Below are 17,523 nucleotides of genomic sequence, written 5' to 3' on the forward strand. Positions count from 1 at the left end.
ATTTGTATAGGCAGTCTACGGTTTATGTGACCTCAACATGCCCTCTGTCTAATTATTAAAGTTTTTATATCTGCTGAAACTGCTTTTTAAATTATGTACTTTTAAACTATCCTATGTGGTACATATTTATGTTTACATGCGTTCATCTTAAATCAACGCAGTTGGTTTATAACTTTGATTTAACAATAATCTATTTTAACATACTTTGAAGCTTAAATTGAATTTATTGTTTAATGTGGTGTCTTGTTTTTTTAAATACTGTGTCTCAAAGTACATAATAAAAGAGCGGTATCAAAATCAATGTTAATACTTTTGATTTCGTATATCCGCTCTCTTATTTTTATGATAAATCTTCAACACTCACTAAACGATATGCTTGTGTGAAGTCATAAATGTATGTTCGCCTATTCTTCAACAATTTTGGGACTGTCTGAAATGGCTTCGACGTAATATGTCTTGGATTCATCTTTATGTTTTACTTTGATTTCCCAATTGGCTTCTAGTACTTGCACGTTAGGTTCTTTAACAACGGTATAATAGCCGAGTCGGACGTTGGTCACTTCATCGTTTCGTTTAAGGTAACGATTATAATAAAGTGCTTCTATCGCGCTTTTCGCAGTGTTTACTTGTTTCTTATCGTTGTTAGCACCTTCTGATGGCTCTATGGATTTCATAGCTGTTTGTCTGTAGCTTGACGCTTTACCATCGTCATTGATATTAAATTTGAGTTGTGCTTTACTATTATTCATGATTGGAAAGTCGTTATAAGTCTGTTCAAAAGTAACATTTTTATCGTCAATTTTACTCATTTCGTAATTTTGACCTTTAAAGATTTTATCTTTAACATACGATTTTAAATCTGTGTATTGATCGTTACCTACATCAATTGGATCATTGATTTCACCTTTGATTTTTTGACCGTCTTCTTCGCTTGTAATACTTGAACGTGCTTTTGCATAAGATGAAAAATCATTAGATCTTGCAGTGAGTAGTTGCATTTCTATATTTTTAACGCTTGGCAAATTTTCAGGAATTTCTATTTTTTCTTGTTTAAAATTCACTGCATTTTCGTCGGCGCTATCGTTAATATGAGATTTGTTGACTTTATCAATATAGATGATGATAAGGCTGATGTTCACTAGAATAAATACAAAAATAAATAATGTTTTCGTGTGTTTCCAGTTCATTTATTCTAGCCCCCCATCTTTATATGCACGCCACTTGTCATCGTACTCTACATACCAACATGGCTTAAATTCACTATTGCGCTGGATTTCTATATCTCCGTTGTCCTGTTTATCTTCCATGCGGTAACCAATGGTCATGTTTGTTACCTTTTCGAAATCTACTTCAGGATTATTGGCGAGTTCCGAACGGACAGTTTCAGCGCCTGGCAGGTTGACTTCTTTTTCGCCACTATCAATAGTTACATTCGCTTTTAATAACGTACGCGCATAGCTATAAATACCTTTATTGCCCCAAGAGACTTTCAATGTATTTAAATCGTCGTCGTTAAACGTTGGTCGTCCATTCAAGAACAATTGATAAGTTAAATCCCCACGTTTATCATCTGTATGGAATAATCTGAAATCATCTGTAAAACCACCGTGATTATTGATGTATGCATAGGTGCTTGGAATGCTTTCTTGCATGTTCGTTGAACGGTTTTCATCTTCTAATAGATTTGTGTAGCGATATTTTTCGGTTTCATCGTTGTAGTTGGCCACACCTGTATTATTGTTGTAAGTGACTGCACCGCTTCTTGAACTACGCACTACCACTGAATCGTTAAATAGTATTGAATTCATGGTATCTACACTAATGTGATTATAGATTGTATGGTAGGATTTTTGTCCTTTTGGTGACTTCGGCGCAAAGATATGTGTCGCTTTATCTATCGTATCTTTATTGGTAATAATTTCTGTGTATGGTTGCATATGCTTATGCTGGTTTTCCAATGCTTGTGTGAATTTATCTGTCTTCACCGTTGTGGTCATGCGTACAACATTATGTCTATCTTTACTAATCGCATAAAATTTAATTTTGCCGTCTTGATTGTTATCTATTAACAGGCGATCAAATTTAAAGTTGTTGGGTACTTTGGCATTGATATTTAATACTTGTCCTAAATATGTAGCAAGTGGCATATCATAGGTAAAGTCCAATACTAAAAATTCATCGCTCAAGTCTGGAATAATTAAATTATGATTGCTGTGCATTTGTTCAGCGTGTAATACACGATGATTTTTTAAAGGTTTAATTATTTCTTCGACATTGCTGCGTGTTGCTTCCATACCTTCTGTACTTTCACCTTTAGAGTGAATGACTTGGTATGGTGTGATTACTTGAGGCATCCCTTGTTTCAAAGGTTTACCTATTGTATTTGATTTCGCTTCTTTTTTACTATTGTCTTGTTTATCAACATTAGCCAAATCAGGTGAAAAGTTCCATGTCATATACGTCAAAATCGCACTCATGAGTACTAAAAGAAATAGGATAATAGATTTAATTAGTTCTTTACTCTGCATCCCAATCACCATCTTCTAGTACTTCACATGGAAGTGTAATAAAGATTGACGTACCTTGTCCTTCTACACTATTTGCCCAGATGCGACCGTTATGTGCTTCGACAATTTCTTTAGAAATGGCTAGTCCTAATCCTGTACCACCCATTTTTCGTGTCCGTGCTTTATCTACACGGTAGAAACGGTCAAAGATTTTATCTACTTTATTGATTGGGATACCAATGCCGTTATCTTTGACGCGGATGGTCATACGATTATACAGTGAGTTTTGTTTCACGTGAAACTCAACACGTTTATCACCGCGTGAATACTTCATTGCGTTGGTAATGACATTGTCAAACACTTGTGTCATCTTATCTGGATCAATTTCTGTAAAGATTGTTTGTTTTGGAATCTCACGAACAAAAGTTGTATCCTTCGCTGACATTTCATGGCGGTTAATAATTTTATTGATAAACATATTAAAGTCTACAATTTCTTTGGTAATCTGATCTGATTCGTTATCCATTTTTGATAATTGTAGTAAATCGTTTACGAGTCGAATCATACGTTCTGTTTCTTCACGTGTCACTGATAAGAATTGTGGCGCTAACGCATCATCTTTCCATGCACCACTTTCTAATGCCTCGATATAACTATTCATGGATGTTAACGGCGTACGTAATTCATGTGAAACATTCGCCACGAATTCGCGACGTTCTTGTTCAACTTGTTGTTGTTCTGTTACGTCATGAAGTACGGCAATATAACCTGTAACGAAGCCGGTCTCTTGTACGATTGTACTAAAGTTTACACGAGCGATTATACCTTCACTTTCATTGATATCTAATAAGAAACTATCATTATTTTCTTGAATTTCATCTAATGAAAAATCTTCTTCTAATTTAAGCATATTTAACATGTAATGACCGATAATTTCTTCTTTCATCATGCCTAGCATCGTTAATGCCATATCGTTGACAATACGCACACGGCCACGACGATCGGTTGCGATAATACCATCACTCATATGCGTAATGACAGAGTCTAGACGTCGTTTTTCACTTTCTGTATTTGCTTGTGCTTCTTGTACACGTTTGGATAAATTATTAAAGGCTAGTGCAAGTTCACCAATTTCATCATTGCCGTAAATTTTAACACGTTGCGTATAGTTACCTTTAGACATCTCAACGGTTTGGTTACGCATATCGGTAATTGGCTTTGTGATTGTGCGCGCAATAAAGAAACCTAGTATCACTGTAATTAATAACGAGATGCCTGTCCCAACAATAAAGATTTGGTTGATGTTACTTAATTGGTTATATACATCGTTGATATCTGCTTCTATATAAACATCACCAATTGTGCCATCATCTGATGTCTTCACTGGTAAATTGTAGACCCACACACGTTGTTTTCCATTACCATAGTCTTTTAATACTGTATGGCTATTAATTTCTCCTAGAGATAGCGCTTTTTGTATGGAGCTGTCATTAGCTTTTTGATTTATTAGACTACGCGTAGACTGCTTTGAGGTAGCCATGATAATTTGATCTTTATCAATAAAACGAATTTCTTCTATTTCTTGTCTATTGGCATACTCATTCAATAAATTTTGGACTTCTTTTTGTGCATTGACTGAGTTGTCTTCGTCATAGACTTTTTCTATATTAATTTCTATTTGTTTCGCGTATTGCGAGATATTATTTTTAAATGTTTGTGTTAATTCTTTTTCTAGACTATTGGTAAAGTATAAACCGATAATCTGCATACCGATTACGATTAACAATACATAGACAATAACAAGTTTCGTGTGTAGAGATTGAAAATGTTTAAGCCACTTCATTTAATATTGTCCCCTAATCGTGTTGTTGGAGGAAGTATCCAACACCACGGCGTGTCACTATATATTCTGGGTGTGATGGATCGTCTTCAATTTTTTCACGTAAGCGACGAATCGTTACGTCTACTGTACGTACATCACCAAAATAGTCATAGCCCCAAACAGTTTGTAATAAATGTTCACGTGTCATAACTTGACCCATGTGTTTAGATAAATAATGGAACAGTTCGAATTCACGGTGTGTTAATTCAATATCTGTACCACGTTTTTTAATAGAATATGCATCTGGATAGATAACAATATCTTTAATTGTAATTTCATTAGATGCATCGTTCACTTCTTGTGCTGGTTGTGAATAATGACGACGTAAGTTTGCTTTGACACGCGCAATTAATTCACGCGTGCTAAATGGTTTCGTCACGTAGTCATCGGCGCCAAGTTCAAGACCCAATACTTTATCGATTTCTGAGTCTTTTGCGGTTAACATAATTATTGGCATTTCATATTTTTTGCGTACTTCACGGCATACTTCCATGCCATCGCGACCAGGTAACATAATGTCTAATAAGACAATGTCTGGTTCTTCATCATATATTAAATCTACTGCATCATTGCCATCATATGCACAGAATACTTCATAACCTTCTTTTTTCAAGTTGAACTCTAAAATATCAGCAATTGGTTTTTCGTCATCTACTACCACAACTTTTCTAGCCATATTTATAAACCTCATTTCTAAATTGTAGTACGTTTACATATTTTTCTACACATTTCTCTATAATATAATTTACCATTTATAGCGTGCTAATTCTATTTTTCTAAACAAAAAAATAAATTGGTATATTGTAAAATTATAACATTTTTTACTATTAATAGGTTAATTATAGGTATATTAAGCCTACACAACATGATATCACTGTGCGAGTATATTGCCCATAGTCTATAAAAAAGTGATACATATCTCAGCAAGGGTCATGTTATTTTGACTAAGGTATTTTGAGATACTTTAGTCAAAATTTGAACATGATGTCACTTATACTGGATATGCATCACTGATAATATTAAATATTTTTAGATTTTTTAACGAAGAGCGATAATATAAATCCGATAACTGTCAATATTACAATAAAGAAACAGGCATATTGGATACCATAAGACAGTACAACTTCTTGTTCTGCATTTGGATGACTTGCGCCAAAGTTACGCATTGCTGTGCTATAAATCGTAATGGCAATCGCAGTACCAGCTGAACCTGCTACTTGGATTAACGTTGTAATCGTTGCTGAACCATCAGCATAAAGGTGGTGCGGCAATTGATTTAAGGCATTTGTCTGTGCTGGCATCATGACCATCGATATGCCAAAGAAAAGTACCATGAATGTCAGAATAATAGCCCAAACAGGTGTAGAAACTGAAATCATTAATGCAAACGTTAACGCTGCAATAAACATCAGTAAAAATCCGAAAATGCCAAAGTATCTAGCACCAAAACGATCAAATAAGGAACCAACAATCGGTGATAAGATTAAATTGATTGCATTACCTGGTAATAAAATTAAACCAGCAATAATCGAATTAAATAATAAAGCACCTTTTAAATATAGCGGCAACAATATACCCATAGATAGGATACATAATATCGTAACGAAAACCATTGCGCCCCTATGACAAACATTGGATATTTAAATACGTTTAAATTAAGCATCGGCGAATCAATCTTGAATTGTCGTACGATAAAGATAGCCAGTGCAACAACGCCGATTAATAACGGCAACCATACAATAGTACTTGTAAATGGTGCTTCAGCTAATGTGCTTAATGCAAAGATTAATCCCGCAAATCCTATTGTAGATAATGCAATAGAAATCATATCAATTTTAGGTTTGGTAATTTCTCCAATATTTTCTACTTTTGAAATTGCCATAAATAATACGATAAGGTATAAAATCGCACTAATCCAAAAAATATAATGCCAGCTAGAAGCTGAAATAATGACACCTGACAGCGTTGGTCCAAGCGCTGGTCCAGCGGTAATCACTAGACCCATAATGCCCATCACGGCACCGCGTTTTTCTATTGGGAATATAAGCATCAATACTGTCACCATGATTGGTAGTAAAATACCTGTGCCAAGTGCTTGTACAATACGTCCTAATAATAAGAGACTAAAATTAGGCGCGAGCGCACCAATAATAACGCCTATTAATGATAATACAATTCCTGTAATAATAAGTGGTTTCGTATTAAACCACTTGATTAAATAAGAAGAAGCAGGTACTAAACAAGCCATAACGAGTAAATATCCCGTCGTCAGCCATTGCACCACTGCAGCTGAAACTTGAAAATCAGCCATAATATCTGTGAGTGCCATGTTTAACGCTGTTTCACTAAATAATCCCATAAATCCACCAATCATAAGTACAAGTGCGTACATGCTTGGGTTCTTTACTTTTACTTGTGTTGTCATTTTAAATACTCCTTTTTAATGGTTCCATGAAGTATAAGTATTATTAAGAGACCTAACATTGATATGTAATGCTGTCGCACGTGATAAACTTCGTGTGCATTTACTTTTAAAATTAATCTCTTCGATCCACAATTTATCTCGATATACCATTCAAATTTGTTTAATATCATTGAGCATTTACAATATGAATTTTAAATGGTAAACACATCTTTTCATTGATATGTATACGTTATTTGTTACTTCAAAGTAATGTCCTCGAACGATCAACTTCATTACTGTATCAAAATTTCCCTTTTATTGTCAACTAGGTTGACAATTTTTAGTGCAAAATTAAAAGTATTGTAACCACTGCTTTTTTAAATGGCACAATACTTCATACTTGGATATTTTATTGTAAGTCTTCCAGTTGCCAGTCTTGATGTAAAATCGTTTTAAATAGCTGCAATTGCTCGGTTCCAATGACTTGTGCAAGGTGTTTTTCAATGGATTGTTTATAAGTCATATACTGTTCAATGCATTCGATGCCGCTATCTGTTAATGACACACATTTCTCTTTTTTATTATGAACTAAGTTTTCAACTTTAACTAATTCTTTTTCTTCTAATTGTTTAATCGCTTTATGAATGGCTTGCCTTGTTAAATTAACCGATTGTGTTACTTCAACAAACGTCAGTTTACTTACGTATAATTTTGCCATGATATACCATTCTGAACTGGAGTTGTGTATCCCGTTCTTGTCATTTGCTTTGTTTTCAACAATATTTCTCAATGCACCGTGTCGTTCGCTCAGGGCATCTAGCATATCTAAATTTTTCAATTCTGAATCTACAGTCATCATTGTTTCACCTCTTGTCTCACTCAATACATTTAGTTTAACCTTTTTTATTTTAATTGTATAAAAAAGCGTTATTGCAAAGCAGCATCGCATTTACAATGATACTTTTATGAACTGTGCTAATCTGCACTAACATGAAGCATTTAAATTAAGCATTCACATATCATCCGCTTGTTTCACAAACGAATGTGCACGCTTTAATGTTTATACATAAATAACTACTATCTTCAATAGAATGAAGTTTAAAATATATATCGTAGAAAATTGTACAAAAAAATGCCCATCCTATTGGATGGGCAATACGGTCTCGACGGGAATCGAACCCGCGATCTCCTGCGTGACAGGCAGGCGTGTTAACCGCTACACTACGAGACCTAAAAATGGTGACTCCTACGGGACTCGAACCCGTGTTACCGCCGTGAAAGGGCGGTGTCTTAACCGCTTGACCAAGGAGCCTCTCTTAAGCACAAGATAAATTATATCAACTCTCATTATGGTTGACAAGCTATTTTTTAAATTAAATTAGTATAATTTTCTATCATTAATGTATAAAGTAAGAAAATAATACTCGAAGCTGTCAAAACAGTATTTTATTTGCTTATTAACTCACTTTTGAGAGACATTGATGTACAATCACTACTATAATTATGTTCTTTTTCATTTTTATTTCAAAATGTAAATAATAAATACAAAATCTTTTTTGTTTTAAATTCATTTTGCTAAAATTATAATTAGTATAAATAAGGAGGCGCAATATTGGCAAAAATATTATTTGTTAATCCAGGTTCTGCTGGACATGTAAACCCAACAATTGCAGTTGTTAAAGCATTAGTTGATCGTGGCGAAGAAGTTGTTTATTACGCTAGCGATATGTATAAAGATAAATTGAAAGATACTGGCGTTGAAATTAGAACGCTACCTACAGAAGCGATTATGACAGCATTCACTGATCATGAAAATCATCATTTATTCAATGTTATCAATGGCTTATTAAAAACTGTAGATATCATTGTGCCACAAATTTTAAGAGAAACTGAAAATGAGCATTTTGATTATATGATTCATGATTCTATGTTTAGTTGTGGCTATATATTAGCCCAAAAATTAAATTTACCATCGATTTCATCTGTATCTTCATTTGCTCATACAAAGACATCTTTTGAAACATTTATTAATCATTTAACTTCTACTGTGAGCAATCAAGAAATTCAACACGCTGATGAAACCTTTAATCATTTAAAAGCCCATGTTGAATCAACATATGATGTAACCATTCCTTCTCGTTTTGAAGTTATGAATAACCCGGGAAATATTAATATCACTTATGTAATGAAAGGTTTCCAAATTGGTTATGACGCCTTTGATCCTGAATATTACAAGTTTGTTGGTCCTTCCATACTGGAACCTAAAGATTCTGGCTTTATGGACAACATTGATACCACACGACCAGTCGTCTATATTTCTCTTGGTACGGTATTTAATCAAAATATTGAATTTTTCAATCTCTGTTTTGAAGCATTGGCAAATATCGACGCTTCATTTGTTGTATCCATTGGTCATGATAATCAACTTGAAGATTTTAATGCGATACCATCTAATTTTACGGTTGCACATGTTGTTCCACAAACAGAATTATTGCAACATACGTCACTATTTTTAACACACGCGGGTATGAATAGTACGAATGAAGCGATGTTGATGGAAGTACCTATGTTAGCTTTTCCTCAAAGTGCAGATCAACCCGTTGTGGCTCGCCAAATCGAAAAACTACTTGTTGGTCGTCAGTTACAACTAGAATATATAACGTCCCGAGAGTTAAAACAAATTGTCTTAGACATGCTAGATGATATACCGAACTATCAACGTAATATCAGAAAAGTTAAATCTATACAATCTAGTAATAAAACAGGTTATCAGTTAGCAGTCGATCACATTCTAAATTTTCGTGATCAATATGTAACACATTCAAATATATAAATAAAAAACACCTTGTAAAGATGGCCATATTAGGCTACATCAACAAGGTGTTTTTTCATTTCAACATTTTACTTTTTAAATTTATAAATCAGTTTTTATAGGTAAACGGCTTACCATAATGATTTTAATAAGTTTGTTTGATTACGATCTGGTCCTACAGAGAAGATTGAAATTTGAACGTCACATAATTCAGAGATACGTTCTAAATATCTACGTGCATTGTCTGGCAGCTCATCTAATGAGCGACAACCTGTAACATCTTCTGTCCAACCAGGTAATGTTTCAAAGATTGGCTTACAACGTTGTAAGTCTTTTAAATTCGCTGGATATTCAGTAATTTCTTTACCGTCCAATTCATACGCCGTACAAATCTTCACTTCTTTAAGGCCTGTTAAGACATCGATAGAGTTGATTGATAAATCAGTAATACCACTCGCACGACGAGAGTGACGTAATACAACTGAATCGAACCAACCTACACGACGTGGACGTCCAGTAGTTGTACCGTACTCACGGCCAACTTCACGGATGTGGTGTCCATCATCATCAAATAGTTCTGTTGGGAATGGGCCATCACCGACACGTGATGTATAAGCTTTACATACGCCAATGACTTTAGATACGTATGTTGGACCAACACCACCACCGACAGTGACATTACCTGCAACTGGGTTACTTGACGTAACGAATGGGTATGTACCGTGGTCGATATCTAACATAACGCCTTGAGCACCTTCAAATAATACTTTTTCTTCTGCTACAAATGCATCGTCCAATACTTTTGCAGTATCCGTAACGAACTCTGCTAAACGTTGGCCTGCTGTGTAATAAGTTTCAAAGATTTCTTCAAATGAAGGACATGCTTTATCAAACATACCTTTGAAATATGCTGATTTGTATTCAATATTTTCTTTTAATAATTTTTCAAACGTTTCTTTATCTAATAAATCTGCAACACGAATACCGATACGTTGTGCTTTATCTACATAAGCTGGACCGATACCTTTTTTCGTAGTACCGATTTTATTATCTCCACGACGTTCTTCTTCATATTCATCTTGTTTAATATGATAAGGTAAAATAACTTGCGCACGGTTTGAAATACGTAAATTATCTGTTGAAATACCTCTTTCATTTAAAGCGTCTAATTCTTTTAATAGTGCTACTGGATCGACAACGACACCGTTACCAATGACTGCTAATTTTTCTTTATAGAAAATACCAGATGGTACTAAGTGCAATTTATATGTTTCGCCACCAAATTTTATTGTGTGGCCTGCATTGTTACCGCCTGAAAAACGTGCAATAACATCTGCTTGTTCTGCTAAAAAGTCTGTGATTTTACCTTTACCTTCGTCTCCCCATTGTGTCCCAACAACTACGATTGATGACATATGAGCACCTCCAAGTTTTTCTCAATTAACCATTAAGTATTCTACCAATACCACACTAATATTGCAAACAAAAATCGAACATTGGTTTTTTACATTTTCTCGAATTTCATTAAATGTTTAAAAATGCAATTACACATCTTAAACATAGTGTCATCAAGGTTTTCAAAGCGATATCCATTTAATTACAACACATACTTCATTAAAAAAGAAAGAACCAAATGCAAACAAAAACCGTACGATAAATAAACATATTTACAAATCGTACGGAAAAAATAAATTTCATTCTTTTTTTTAACCCATGTCTGCATGTGCATAATCGATATCAGTAAATTTATTATACTGCTTCATAAAGTGTAATTTAACAGTCCCTGTTGGACCATTACGTTGCTTCGCTATTATAATTTCAATCTCACCATTATCATCATTTGTTTGTGGTTCAAAGTTCGTATCTCCATCATCATCGTCTTCATCTTCGCCACGATTATAGTAATCATCACGATATAAGAATGCGACGATATCAGCATCTTGCTCGATTGATCCTGATTCACGAATGTCACTCATCATTGGTCGTTTGTCTTGACGTTGCTCTACACCACGTGACAACTGACTTAGTGCAATGACTGGACATTCCATTTCTCTGGCAATCGCTTTTAATGTACGAGAAATCTCTGATACTTCTTGTTGTCGGTTATCTGAGAATCTTGAACCACTACCTGAGATTAATTGCAGATAATCAATCACTACCATGTCTAAACCGTGTTCTTGTTTTAAACGACGGCATTTTGAGCGAATATCTGTAATTCGAATACCTGGTGTATCATCAATAAATATCTTTGTTCTAGATAATTTACCTACTGCAATTGTAAAGCGATTCCAGTCTTCTTCTGTCATCATACCCGTTCTTAGACGATTCGAATCTACGTTACCAGAACTACAAATCATACGTGTTGCTAATTGATCTGCACCCATTTCTAGAGAGAATATACCGACTGAGAAATGGTCTTCATGTGTAGCAACTTTTTGTGCAATATTAAGTGCGAAGGCAGTCTTACCTACTGATGGTCTGGCAGCCAGAATGATTAGATCATTACGGTTAAAACCCGCGGTCATCTGATCTAGATCTCGATAACCAGTTGGGATACCAGGTGTTTGACCACTATTTTGATCAAGTAATTCTGCATTCTCATACACTTCTCCAAGCACATCTCTAATATCTTTAAATCCATCGCTTTCACGTGTAGATGACAATTCTAATATTCGACGTTCTGCATCGTTTAATATTGTATCTAATTCTAATTCATCATTATAACCATCGTTAGCAATGCTATCGGCAGTTTGTATCAACTTACGTTTTGTCGCATGCTTAAATACGATATCTGTATAATATTGAATATTTCGAGTTGTCGGTACATTACTAGATAATTCTGCTAGATATTGTGGGCCACCCGCTTCATTCAGTCGTCCTTCATACGACAGTTGATCCATAATTGTAACCACGTCAATATCTTTATTATCTTCGTTGAGGTTCATCATGGCTCTAAAGATGTGTTGATGCGCGCCTCTATAAAAGGACTCAGGAAGTAAGACTTCCTGAGTTCTGTTTATCAATTCCGGATCTATGATAATGGCACCTAAGACAGATTGTTCAGCCTCATTACTGTGGGGCATTTGATTTTGTTCATACATTCCATCCATTATGATTACACCTCATATCTCAATCCGTTTTTATTGTTCAACTGTGTGTACACGAATTGTACCTTCTACTTCTTTATCTAATTTAACTGGTACATTTGTGTAACCCAATGCATGTATACCGTTTGGTAAATCCATTTTACGCTTGTCTATTTTAATATCATGTTGTTGTTGTAATGCTTGCGCGATTTGTTTTGTACTAACTGAACCGAATAATTTTCCAGCATCACCTGTTTTAGCAGATACTTCAACTTCAATATGACTTAATGTTTCTTTTAATTTTTTAGCATCTTCAATTTCTTGTTGGCGTTCCGCTTCTGCAGCTTCATTTTTCTTTTCAAGCTGTTTTAAATTACCTGGTGTAGCTTCTACTGCATAATTTTTCTTCAATAAGAAATTGTTTGCGTAGCCTACAGGTACATCTTTAACTTCGCCTTTTTTACCTTTACCTTTAACATCTTGTGTGAATATTACTTTCATGAATTTTCACTCCTACTCATTTGTTCTGTTATAGCTTGTTGTAATTGTTCTATTGCTTCATCAACAGTGACATCTTTTAATTGTGTAGCTGCATTAGTTAAATGACCACCGCCACCAAGTGCTTCCATTGTCAATTGAACATTAACTGCACCGAGTGACCGGGCAGACATACCGACTAGATTATCTTCTCTTCTAGCAACTACATACGAAGCTTCTACACCATCTAAACTTAACAGTTCATCAGCTGCTTGTGCAACTGTTACAGGATGATAGATTTTTTCGTTCGAACCATGTGCAATTGCGACACCATTCTCTTGTAGTTTCACTGTTTGGATTAATTCAGTACGATTAATGTACGTATCTAAATCATCTTTCAAGAAATGCTGCGTTAATATTGTATCTGCACCATGTGCACGTAAATAACTTGCCGCATCAAATGTTCTTGAACCTGTACGTAATGTGAAATTACGTGTATCTACAATAATACCTGCAAACATAATTGTCGACTCTAAACGTGTTAATCGTTGTTCTGTTGGTTGGTATTCTAGCAATTCAGTCACTAGCTCTGCAGTTGAACTTGCATATGGTTCCATATAAACAAGTAATGGGCTAGAGATAAAGCTTTCACCACGTCTATGATGATCGATCACAACTTTACGATTTGCCTTGTTTAATATATTTTCGTCGATAACCATTTCAGGTTTATGCGTATCTACAACTACTAAAGTTGTCTTAGACGTCATGACATCCCATGCTTCATCAGATGTGATAAAACGCTCTTTTAGTTCAGGCTTTTCATCGACTGCATTCATCACACGACGCAGCGTCGGATCAATATCTGAATCATTTAACACAATATAAGCATCTAAATTGTTCATCATAGCGAACCTTGAGACACCAATGGCTGCGCCTATAGCATCTAAGTCTGGACGCGTATGTCCCATAATGATGACTTTGTCGCCTTCCATTAAAATATCTTTTAAGGCATGAGAGATAACACGTGCTCTTACGCGTGTACGTTTTTCCATCGGGTCAGTCTTACCGCCATAGAAACGCACATTGCCATTCATATGCTTAATTGCAACTTGGTCACCACCACGACCTAGTGCTAAATCAAGTCCAGATTGAGATAATTCACCTAAATCGATTAAGTTCTCTGAACCTTCACCTACACCAATACTTAATGTCAATTGCGCACGGTAACCCACACTTTTTTCACGTAATTGACTCAGTATACTAAAATTAGATGCTTCGATTTCATTTAGAATGCGTTGGTTTAAATAAGCAACAAATTGATCTGAACTATAACGTTTGAAATAAATGTCATATTCAGTTGCCCATCTACTTATTACGCGGGTAACCATTGAGTTAATTTCTGAACGTTGTGTATCATTCATATTTTGCGTAATTTCATCATAGTTATCTAAAAACAGTGTTGCAATAATTGGTTTAGATGCTTCATATAACTCTTGTGTATGTATTTCTTCAGTAATGTCGAAGAAATACAATACATGTTCTTTTTCTGAATATCTTACACGATAGTGATATTCATTTTCTTGAATTTCCACTTCTTGTGTTTTTTCTAACTGTTTTAATATATTAGGATATACTTCATTGACTGGATCAGAAATGACATTTCGATCTAGACGATCCGACATAAATTGGTTCATCCACTCTATGTTTTCATTTTCATCTAAGATAATCATCCCAATAGGTAACCTTTTAATAGCAGTATTACTGCTTGCTGAGATTTTTCCACTCAGATTATCTACATAGTTATCCAATTTTTGTAAAGCTTGTCTTACCATCAATACTGTCCCTACAATTATGATAAGTAATACAACAGTAGCTATACCTGCAATCAATTGGTTAAAAATAAACCAAACGACGACAAGCGCTATTGCTGTAAGCACCATAATAATAAATGGTAAAATCAACGCTTTTTTAGTGGATTGACGGTTCATTTTTCCACCTCAAATCATTTTTTAATGATACGTTTTAAATTGATACATAAATCTACAAATCCCAGGAGACTCACAATATGTGTTAATGGCATTAAAATTGTCCCTATCACCATTAATATCACAGTTAGTGCTGTCGGCATTGATTTCGCTTTTCCGAAAAAGTGAATCACACTTAACCCCTGAATGTACATACATAATGATAACACAATTTCAAAATTTAAGACGATTGTTTGAAACGCACTTGGTTGCGTTGAAAACATAACACAAATTAATACAATAACATACATCCATAAGACAGAACGCTTCATTTGCCAAGCATATAATGGTTTAAATATGGGTGTAGCGATTTTGAATTTACGCAAGATTGGAAAAGTGATAATTAAATTGATTAATATAAGTAGAAATACGCCAACAATCATATAACTTGGTAGTTGCACTGCTGATTGGCGGAAAGCCTCTTCAAACATTTGTTTATAATCCGCGTTGACTGAAGCGCTAGAAATTATGTTATACATCTGTTCTTTAATCGGTTTGATTAATGATGCAGCACTTGGTATTTTTTTAAATGCTTGTAACACCATAAATGCAATTAATGCGATGATACTAATAAACGTTGTTGTTATATAAAGTATACGTTCTTTTGATGTACGTTCTTTTAATAATTGACCCACTACAACACTCACTACGAACAAGAGGATCATGATACTTAACACGAATATATTACCTAATAACGTAGTTAGCACAACTGTAATGACTGCTGTTAAGCCAAAAGATTCTACAGATTTATGCCATAAAATAATACCTGGAATTGTTGCAAATAAACTCAACACGAGTCCAAGTAGCGGTAATATATGTAAAGCTAAAGCTACTATAATTAACGTGATTACACTAAGTATAGTGGCTTTAGTATGTATTTTAGAAAACAAATTCGCCACTCCTATACAATTTTTGTCTATGTTTATTATTTTAACCTCTTTAAAACTTTTATACAATTATTGACAATTCTTTTTGTCAGAAGTTCAACACCAGCGACAAAATCTGAAAACGAGCGCCTTTATAAAATACATCTCCTCGTGAATGCTAACTTCAAATTTCACATTTTACTCACCATAAAAATAAGACGTCATAGGAACACAGCTATTTTCACTTTCATTTAAGTATAAAATAACTACCCCAGACGTCTTATCATACAAAATGAACTAAAATGTAGCATATCGTCATTTTCTTTTGAACTTGGAAACTTTTAAAAAGTGATACAAATTGGGTGCCCAATCGTTAAAGTTCAGTAAGAAACCATCATGTCCTACATTATCTGGCACAAAGCAATGCTTATGATATTTAAATCGCGCACCTGTAGCATATACTAAATCGTCTGGATATAATAAATCATCCGTAAAGCCCATAGTCATAACTTTAGTATCTAGACGTCCAAACACTTCATCTACATCAGTACGATCTCTATCTATATCATGGCTATCTAAGACGTCTAGCAGGGTTAAATAACTCAATGGATCAAAGTGCTTTTTGAACTTATTTCCCTGATGCTTCTGGTAGTTTACAACTTGGTCTGGTGTAAATCGTCTATCGTAACTTTTAGAGGAACGATACGTTAAGAAACCAAGTTGTCTTGCAATACTCATACCTTCACCATGATCTAATCGAATCGCCTGTCTCGCAATTTCATTAAATGCGCGACTATATGAGGATGTCTTATCTGTTGCAGCTAAAATGACTGCTTTATCTACTTCAAATTTATGATTATACAATAATTCAAGCGCTTGCATACCTCCTAAAGACCCACCGATTAAAATACTAATTCGATCAAACCCTAATGTTTGAATACCTAATTCTATTGCATTGACAATATCACGCAATGTTAAATGCGTGGGGAAGTCAGCATCTGTAAGCGGCGAACTGGAGCCATATGGACTGCCTATCACGTTGAATGTTAAAAATTGATAATCATGTATTGGCATGTACCCACCATCTATAATCTCTCGCCACCAACCAGGATTGTCATCCGTCCCGTATGTCAAATGATTACCTGTCAGCGCATGGCATACAAGTACAAGTGGCTGCCCCTCATACCCAACATGTTCATAACGTAATTTTAAATTTAAGATTGTTTCACCTGATTCAGTTGTAAATGGTCCCAATTCTAATGTATCAACCGTATAATTTGTCATCATTTACCTCCTACTTAGTAAAAAAACTTCTCACCTATTTATAATAAGTAAGAAGTTCCAATACTTATTATTCGAGCGAATCGTTGGTATTAGCACCGTGCTTCTAAAGTCGGTTGCTGAAGCTTCATTGGGCCAAGTCCCTCTGCTTCTCGAAATAAGATTTAATTTTAATTGTAAAAAG

At 34.7% G+C, this 17,523-nt stretch carries 12 protein-coding genes, 2 tRNA genes, 1 pseudogene and 1 riboswitch; of the genes and pseudogenes, 1 reads left to right on the top strand and 14 read right to left on the bottom strand.

Annotation, left to right across the window (positions count from 1 at the left end; translation table 11 throughout):
* Positions 1-404: 404 nt before the first annotated feature.
* From AB1J10_RS00765 to AB1J10_RS00800, 8 genes and pseudogenes are all read right to left on the bottom strand, one after another.
* Positions 405-1,187 carry a two-component system regulatory protein YycI gene (locus AB1J10_RS00765; protein ID WP_107504573.1) on the bottom strand — a complete coding sequence of 261 codons (783 nt, stop codon included), beginning with the start codon at positions 1,185-1,187 and terminating at the stop codon, positions 405-407.
* Positions 1,188-2,528: a YycH family regulatory protein gene (locus tag AB1J10_RS00770; protein WP_369002952.1), complete on the bottom strand. Its 1,341-nt coding sequence runs from the start codon at positions 2,526-2,528 to the stop codon at positions 1,188-1,190.
* Complete coding sequence (gene walK, locus AB1J10_RS00775) at positions 2,518-4,350, bottom strand: cell wall metabolism sensor histidine kinase WalK (protein ID WP_046207189.1); 1,833 nt, start codon at positions 4,348-4,350, stop codon at positions 2,518-2,520. Before walK ends, AB1J10_RS00770 begins: the two co-directional genes overlap by 11 nt.
* A gap of 13 nt (positions 4,351-4,363) precedes the next feature.
* Positions 4,364-5,065 carry a response regulator YycF gene (gene yycF, locus AB1J10_RS00780; RefSeq protein ID WP_019468531.1) on the bottom strand — a complete coding sequence of 234 codons (702 nt, stop codon included), beginning with the start codon at positions 5,063-5,065 and terminating at the stop codon, positions 4,364-4,366.
* Between the two features lie 343 nt (positions 5,066-5,408).
* Positions 5,409-6,814 (bottom strand): annotated as a pseudogene (locus tag AB1J10_RS00785) (DHA2 family efflux MFS transporter permease subunit).
* 388 nt (positions 6,815-7,202) lie between these two features.
* Positions 7,203-7,652 carry a MarR family winged helix-turn-helix transcriptional regulator gene (locus AB1J10_RS00790; protein WP_224395866.1) on the bottom strand — a complete coding sequence of 150 codons (450 nt, stop codon included), beginning with the start codon at positions 7,650-7,652 and terminating at the stop codon, positions 7,203-7,205.
* Positions 7,653-7,951: 299 nt separating this feature from the next.
* Positions 7,952-8,024: transfer RNA gene (locus tag AB1J10_RS00795), tRNA-Asp, on the bottom strand.
* 6 nt (positions 8,025-8,030) lie between these two features.
* Positions 8,031-8,105, bottom strand: a tRNA-Glu gene (locus tag AB1J10_RS00800).
* A 300-nt stretch (positions 8,106-8,405) separates the two neighbouring features.
* Between AB1J10_RS00800 and AB1J10_RS00805 the strand changes: the two genes are divergently transcribed.
* Positions 8,406-9,626 carry a macrolide family glycosyltransferase gene (locus AB1J10_RS00805; protein WP_369002953.1) on the top strand — a complete coding sequence of 407 codons (1,221 nt, stop codon included), beginning with the start codon at positions 8,406-8,408 and terminating at the stop codon, positions 9,624-9,626.
* A gap of 110 nt (positions 9,627-9,736) precedes the next feature.
* On the opposite strand, the gene AB1J10_RS00810 is transcribed toward AB1J10_RS00805, so the two are convergent.
* The 6 genes from AB1J10_RS00810 to metX all read right to left on the bottom strand — a co-directional run bounded on the left by AB1J10_RS00810 (position 9,737) and on the right by metX (position 17,342).
* Positions 9,737-11,020: an adenylosuccinate synthase gene (locus AB1J10_RS00810; protein WP_224395868.1), complete on the bottom strand. Its 1,284-nt coding sequence runs from the start codon at positions 11,018-11,020 to the stop codon at positions 9,737-9,739.
* Positions 11,021-11,311: 291 nt separating this feature from the next.
* Positions 11,312-12,715 (bottom strand): replicative DNA helicase, encoded by a 1,404-nt coding sequence (gene dnaB, locus AB1J10_RS00815; protein ID WP_019468526.1) that lies wholly within the window; start codon positions 12,713-12,715, stop codon positions 11,312-11,314.
* Between the two features lie 30 nt (positions 12,716-12,745).
* Entirely contained in the window at positions 12,746-13,192 is a 447-nt protein-coding gene (gene rplI / locus AB1J10_RS00820) for a 50S ribosomal protein L9 (RefSeq protein WP_019468525.1), read from the bottom strand.
* The gene (locus AB1J10_RS00825; RefSeq protein ID WP_224395870.1) at positions 13,189-15,156 is read right to left on the bottom strand and encodes a DHH family phosphoesterase; all 1,968 of its coding nucleotides are present in this window, start codon (positions 15,154-15,156) and stop codon (positions 13,189-13,191) included. Before AB1J10_RS00825 ends, rplI begins: the two co-directional genes overlap by 4 nt.
* Before the next feature lie 14 nt (positions 15,157-15,170).
* Complete coding sequence (locus tag AB1J10_RS00830) at positions 15,171-16,097, bottom strand: DUF2232 domain-containing protein (RefSeq protein ID WP_224396014.1); 927 nt, start codon at positions 16,095-16,097, stop codon at positions 15,171-15,173.
* Positions 16,098-16,373: 276 nt separating this feature from the next.
* Positions 16,374-17,342 (bottom strand): homoserine O-acetyltransferase MetX, encoded by a 969-nt coding sequence (gene metX / locus AB1J10_RS00835; protein WP_019468522.1) that lies wholly within the window; start codon positions 17,340-17,342, stop codon positions 16,374-16,376.
* A gap of 61 nt (positions 17,343-17,403) precedes the next feature.
* A riboswitch (SAM riboswitch) is annotated at positions 17,404-17,503 on the bottom strand.
* Positions 17,504-17,523 lie beyond the last annotated feature (20 nt).

It is taken from the genome of Staphylococcus cohnii species complex 1663, from assembly GCF_041008415.1.
Taxonomy (GTDB): Bacteria; Bacillota; Bacilli; order Staphylococcales; family Staphylococcaceae; genus Staphylococcus; species Staphylococcus ureilyticus.

Bases quoted from the DNA above. Each gene is read 5' to 3' on its own strand.
- AB1J10_RS00765 (WP_107504573.1), bottom strand. From the start codon at position 1,187: ATGAACTGGAAACACACGAAAACATTATTTATTTTTGTATTTATTCTA.
- AB1J10_RS00770 (WP_369002952.1), bottom strand. From the start codon at position 2,528: ATGCAGAGTAAAGAACTAATTAAATCTATTATCCTATTTCTTTTAGTA.
- walK (WP_046207189.1), bottom strand. From the start codon at position 4,350: ATGAAGTGGCTTAAACATTTTCAATCTCTACACACGAAACTTGTTATT.
- yycF (WP_019468531.1), bottom strand. From the start codon at position 5,065: ATGGCTAGAAAAGTTGTGGTAGTAGATGACGAAAAACCAATTGCTGAT.
- AB1J10_RS00790 (WP_224395866.1), bottom strand. From the start codon at position 7,652: ATGATGACTGTAGATTCAGAATTGAAAAATTTAGATATGCTAGATGCC.
- AB1J10_RS00810 (WP_224395868.1), bottom strand. From the start codon at position 11,020: ATGTCATCAATCGTAGTTGTTGGGACACAATGGGGAGACGAAGGTAAA.
- dnaB (WP_019468526.1), bottom strand. From the start codon at position 12,715: ATGGATGGAATGTATGAACAAAATCAAATGCCCCACAGTAATGAGGCT.
- rplI (WP_019468525.1), bottom strand. From the start codon at position 13,192: ATGAAAGTAATATTCACACAAGATGTTAAAGGTAAAGGTAAAAAAGGC.
- AB1J10_RS00825 (WP_224395870.1), bottom strand. From the start codon at position 15,156: ATGAACCGTCAATCCACTAAAAAAGCGTTGATTTTACCATTTATTATT.
- metX (WP_019468522.1), bottom strand. From the start codon at position 17,342: ATGACAAATTATACGGTTGATACATTAGAATTGGGACCATTTACAACT.